The sequence below is a fragment of the Azospirillum sp. B506 genome (genome assembly GCF_000333595.1).
In the GTDB taxonomy this organism is placed as follows: Bacteria; Pseudomonadota; Alphaproteobacteria; order Azospirillales; family Azospirillaceae; genus Azospirillum.
The window spans coordinates 1-5,362 of the sequence record NZ_BADK01000151.1 but is presented as its reverse complement, the minus strand read 5'-3'; the positions used below and the strand labels follow the sequence as shown (position 1 = coordinate 5,362).

Sequence of the window (5,362 nt, the reverse complement as noted above, 5' to 3'; positions counted from 1 at the left end):
CAGATCTGGCGGCTGATGCACCAGGGCTGGATGTTGCGCATCCATTCAAAATAGGTGTTCTCCCACTGCTTGGGCACAAACACCGTCTTGCCGGTCTCCACCGCCTCGATGGCCGGCTTGGCCAACGTCGCGGCATCGACATACCACTGGTCGGTCAGCCACGGCTCGATGGCAACGCCGGAACGGTCGCCGTGCGGCACCATGTGAGTGTGCGGCTCGATCTTCTCCAGAAGCTCCAGCGCTTCCAGTTCGGCGACGATCCGCTTGCGCGCCTCGTAGCGATCCAGCCCGCGATAAGCCTCGGGAACATTGTCGTTCAGCCGGGCATCGCGATCCATGATGTTGATCTGCTCAAGTCCGCAGCGCTTCCCGACCTCGAAGTCGTTGAAGTCGTGGGCCGGCGTGATCTTGACAGCACCCGAGCCGGTCTCCGGATCGGCATATTCGTCGCCGACGATGGGAATCAGCCGGCCGACCAGCGGCAGGCGGACCATCTTGCCGATCAGGTCCTTGTAGCGCTCATCCTCCGGATGCACCGCGACACCGGTATCGCCCAGCATGGTCTCCGGACGGGTGGTGGCGACCACGATGTAGCGCCCCTCCTCCCCGTCGATGGGATAGCGGAAGTGCCAGAGGTTGCCCTTGATCTCCTTCTGCTCGACCTCAAGGTCGGAGATGGCGGTGTGCAGCTTCGGGTCCCAATTGACCAGCCGCTTGTCCTTGTAGATCAGCCCCTGGCGGTGCAGCTCGACGAACACCTTGCGGACGGCGCGGCTCAGCCCCTCGTCCATGGTGAAGCGCTCGCGCGGCCAGTCGGGCGAGGCGCCCAGGCGGCGCAACTGCCGAGTGATGGTTCCACCCGATTCGGCCTTCCACTCCCACACCTTGTCGATGAAGGCGTCGCGGCCGAAATCGTGGCGGGTCTTGCCGTCCTTCGCCAGATTGCGCTCCACCACCATCTGGGTGGCGATGCCGGCATGGTCGGTGCCCGGCTGCCACAGGGCGTCGCGGCCGCGCATGCGGTTGTAACGGGTCAGCACGTCCTGGATGGTAAAGGTCAGCGCATGGCCCATGTGCAGGCTGCCGGTTACGTTCGGCGGCGGCATCATGATGGTGTAGGGCTTGCCGTTCCCCTGCGGCTGGGCGGCGAATGCGCCCGACTCTTCCCACAGGCGGTAGTGCTTCTCCTCGACCTCGGCGGGCCGGTACGTCTTTTCCAACATCACCACGAACTTTCGCTAGAAACGTCTCAACCAGGGATCAAAGAGGCGGGGCTGAAGAAAGGCGGATCAGAATTTCTGCGACCGCCGGATCATGCGATCGATCTCCTGCTGGACCAGCCGTTCGACCACCGTCGGCAGATTCTCGTCCAGCCACTCCTTCAACAGCGGCTTCAGCAATTCGCGCACGACCTCCTCGACCGTGCGGATGCCCAGCGGCATCGGGCCGATGGACAGGTCGTCGCCCAACTCGCGCGCCAGATGGGTCAGATGGTGAGAGGCATCCTCCGCCGTCCGGCGGGAGATCAGCCCATCGTCCGGATCGACCGGCCGGCGGCGCGGACGCGGCGGGGGCGGTGGCTCGTCATCCTCGAAATCGTCGAAAGCCGGCATCGGCCGGCGGGCAGCCTGACGCGGCGGCGGCATCGGCTCGGGTTCCGGATCCTCCCAGCGCGGCGGAGGAGGCGGGGGCGGAGACGGCTCCGGGAAGGCTGGTTCGTCCGGCCATGGATCGGGGTCCGGCTGACCGAAGTCGGGCCGATCGTCCGGCTCATCCTCCACCATCTGGGTCAGTTCCAGGACATCGTCGTCGTCCTCCACCATCGGCGGTGGCGGTGGCGGGGGCGGCGGTGGGGGCGGCGGAGGCGGAGGCGGAGGCGGCGAAGGCGCCTGGGTTTCCGACTTGGCCGGCTCGCCGTCCTCGGAAATGATCCGCCGGATGGAGGCGAGGATTTCCTCCATCGAAGGTTCTTGCTGGCCCTTATCGCTCATCTTGGCAACCCGAGACGTCAACCTGCCCCAAACCTAGGGCAGGGCTGGCCAAAAAGCCATAATACAAAAACGGCCCGCTTTCGCGGGCCGTTTCGTTCATTCGGTCACCGAAGTTCCGAACCACTTGCCCCGCGTCTTGTCGTAATTCGCCTGCGGGTCGTATTTCTGGACCGGCAGATTGAGCCGGTCGGCCGTCAACTGTCCGCTGGCCGACAGAACATTGAAGGCCGCGACCATTTCGTCGTGCTGGGCACGAACGAGGAAGACGCGGGCGTTCAGCAGTTCCTGCTCCTGGTTCAACACGTCGAGCACGGTGCGCGAGCCGACCTGCGCCTCCTGACGGACGCCTTCCAGGGCGATCTGCGCCGCCTTGATCTGCGCCGAATAGGACTCGATGCTGGCACGGGCGGTCTGCAGAGCCTGCCAGGCGCTGACCGCGGATTCGGTCACCTGCCGGCGGGATTCCTCGATCTGCAGACGAGCCTGGTTGGCGGTCTGCTTGGCTTCGCGGACCAGGGCTTCCGGCTGGCCGGCCTGATAGAGCGGGATGGTCACCTGGGCGGTGATCTGCGCGCTGTCGGACCGGTTCAGGTCGACGCCGGAGGAGCGGCCCGGATCGTAGGTACGGCTGCCGCTGGCCGACAGGTTCACCGACGGCAGTAGGCGTCCGTACTGCTGGTCTACCGCCTCGCGCTGCGCCGCCTCGGTGTAGGAGGCGGACAGGACGTTCGGGTTGTTGGCGCGGGCAAGCTCGACCAGCTCGTCCAGGTTCTTCGGCAGGCGGAAGGCCGGCTTCGGCGCCTTCAGCTCGCCGGGAGCGGCGCCGACCAGACGCTCGTAGGTCGCGCGGGAGGCGCGCAGCGTACCTTCGGCCGAGATCTTGGAAGCGATCGCGGCCGACAGGCGCGACTCGGACTGGCTGACGTCGGTGCGGGTATATTCGCCGACGCGGAAGCGATCGCGGGCGGCGTCCAGCTGACGACGCAGCACCTGTTCGTTGTTGGTCTGCAGTTGCAGGATGGCTTGGTTCTGAACGATGTCCAGATAGGCCTGGGCCGCGGCCAGCAGCACCGACTGTTCGGACGCGATCAGGGTCGCGCGCTGCGCCTCGACCAGCCGCTCGGCACGGCGGACCGCCGGGGCGACGGTGGCGTCGTAGATCGGCTGGGTGGCGGTGACACCGACGCTCTTGGCGTTGGCTTCCGACCCGGTCGAGCCGCCGTCGAACTTGCTCTCACTCGTCGAGCGGGAGATGCCTGCGGTCACGCGGGCCGTCGGACGGTAGCCTGACAGCGCCTGGGGCACGCCTTCATCGACGGCACGCAGACGGGCGCGCTGGGCACCGATGGTAGGGTTGTTGGCATAGGCCTGGGCGAGGGCCTGTTCCAGGGACTGCGCCTGCGCCGTACCACCGCCGGTCACTGCTGTGCCCATCGTGGCGGTCAGGGTCAGGGCCGTCGCCAGCAGCCAGCGGCGCGCAAAACGGCTTCGCACGGTCATGTTCAGTAGACCTTCATGTTCGGGTCGATTCGCCGCGCCCAGGCATCGACACCGCCATCCAGGTTGATGGCACGGTCGAAGCCCTTGGAACGCAGCCACATGGTGACCTGCGCGCTGCGGCCACCGTGATGACACACGACGACGACATCGCGGTCCTTCGGCAGCTCGTCCACCCGACCGGGAAGCCCGTTCATCGGAATGTGCAGGCTGCCGTCGATGGCGCACAGCGCAAACTCCCAAGGTTCGCGCACGTCGAGGACGACGGCATCGTCGCCGGCCTTGCGGCGGCGGTCCAGCTCTTCAACCTCGATTTCAAACGGTGCGGCCATGGGTGCTCACTTTCGTGCTAGGGCGACGGCGACGGTAGCGCAGAACCGCGCAGAGGTAAACTGCACGGTTCAGTTCAAGACCTGTCCGACCGGCGAATCCGGTCAGAACACGAAAGACGCCTTCTTCTCGAAGCCCGGCAGCGCGTGCGGCTGGGCCTCGAACAGGATGCGGCTGGACACCACACCGGCAATACGCTGGAACAGACGGACCTCGCCGACGCTGACCTTGCCCTGGACGATGGCGAGCAGACGCCCGCCTTCCGCCAACTGGTCGGTCAACGACGCCGGAACCTCCGGGACGGTACCCTCGACGACAATGACGTCGTAAGGGGCGTTTTGGGCGTACCCCTCCGCCAGCGGGCCGGTGACGGCCTTGGCGTTGGCGATTCCCTGCCCCGCCAGTGCCGCCGTCGCGGCGGCCGTCAGCCCCTCGTCGCAATCGATGCCGACGACGGAGGAGGCGAGACGGGCAAGAACCGCGGTCGAATAGCCGCCGGCGGCGCCGACGTCGAGCACACGGTCGGTCTCCTGCACGGCGGCAGCCTGCAGCATGCGGGCGAAGACCATCGGCTCCAGCAGGAAACGGCCCTTGCCGATGGGGAGATCGTCATCGACATAGGCGACGCCGCGCGCCGACTCAGGAACGAAGGCTTCGCGCGGAAGCTCCGACAGGACATCGACGAGACGTTGATCGGTCACCTTGTTGGGGCGGATCTGTCCCTCGACCATGAAATAGCGTGCGGCGGCGAAATCGGTCATGGCGGTCGCTTATTGATGTGTTGTGACGACACCGGCACCAAGCCGAACAGCGGACGGCTTCCTGCCATGGCGGTATATAGCCGCAAAGGATTGGCGAACACAACGCCACAGGGATACGGAGCCGCCGGGACAGGCCCGGCCATTGCCAAGGGGCGGAAAAGCGGCTGCCTGCCCTGCCTGTGACGGCGTCTTCCGAACGACCGGCACATGATGTTCAAAAATCGTCACCATTCGCCTTGACCGCTCCGTTTCATGCCGCTATACCACCGCTCCACACCGAGGGCGCACCGGAAACGGCGCGCCGGTGCCGGTCAGGATGGCGCGGTGGCAGAGTGGTGATGCAGCGGACTGCAAATCCGTGTACGTGGGTTCGATTCCCGCCCGTGCCTCCATACCTGACAGTATAGATGAAGAATAGATAGCTTGAACGCAACCCCGCCCCTGGCGGGGTTTTTGAGTTTGGGCGTTGTTTTCATTGGCGAAATGCTCATCGCCTGCCGCGGCACCTCTCCCCGAAAGAAAAATCATTTTCTTGGCGGAATTGGCTTGGCAGGGCCGAATGGTTCGGCTATACACCCGCCACGCCAACAACGGCGGCGGCCAAAAGGCCAGTCACCGATCCCGGTTAGCTCAGTTGGTAGAGCAGCGGACTGTTAATCCGCTTGTCGCTGGTTCGAGTCCAGCACCGGGAGCCAGATCGAAAAGGCCGAATGCAAAGCGCATTCGGCCTTTTCTTCTTTTGGAGCTGTTGAGGCTTGACTGTGGCTCTTCAGTAACCGATTT

General features: G+C 65.3%; 5 protein-coding genes and 2 tRNA genes. 2 read left to right on the top strand and 5 right to left on the bottom strand.

Translation table 11 applies throughout. From position 1 onward, the window contains the following. The 5 genes from valS to I71_RS05400 all read right to left on the bottom strand — a co-directional run. Positions 1 to 1,223: valine--tRNA ligase (gene valS, locus I71_RS05420; RefSeq protein WP_199902114.1), on the bottom strand; the 1,223-nt coding region annotated here is incomplete at its 3' end. A gap of 66 nt (positions 1,224 to 1,289) precedes the next feature. Continuing rightward, positions 1,290 to 1,991, bottom strand: a complete 702-nt coding sequence (locus tag I71_RS05415) for a DUF2497 domain-containing protein (RefSeq protein WP_049975939.1) — start codon at positions 1,989 to 1,991, stop codon at positions 1,290 to 1,292. Positions 1,992 to 2,087: 96 nt separating this feature from the next. Next, the gene (locus tag I71_RS05410; RefSeq protein WP_042691881.1) at positions 2,088 to 3,491 is read right to left on the bottom strand and encodes a TolC family outer membrane protein; all 1,404 of its coding nucleotides are present in this window, start codon (positions 3,489 to 3,491) and stop codon (positions 2,088 to 2,090) included. Between the two features lie 2 nt (positions 3,492 to 3,493). Next, entirely contained in the window at positions 3,494 to 3,820 is a 327-nt protein-coding gene (locus tag I71_RS05405; RefSeq protein WP_042691876.1) for a rhodanese-like domain-containing protein, read from the bottom strand. Positions 3,821 to 3,922: 102 nt separating this feature from the next. Next, positions 3,923 to 4,579, bottom strand: a complete 657-nt coding sequence (locus I71_RS05400) for a protein-L-isoaspartate O-methyltransferase (protein WP_042691873.1) — start codon at positions 4,577 to 4,579, stop codon at positions 3,923 to 3,925. 318 nt (positions 4,580 to 4,897) lie between these two features. Between I71_RS05400 and I71_RS05395 the strand changes: the two genes are divergently transcribed. Beyond that, positions 4,898 to 4,971: transfer RNA gene (locus I71_RS05395), tRNA-Cys, on the top strand. A gap of 227 nt (positions 4,972 to 5,198) precedes the next feature. After that, a tRNA-Asn gene (locus I71_RS05390) sits at positions 5,199 to 5,274 on the top strand. Positions 5,275 to 5,362 lie beyond the last annotated feature (88 nt).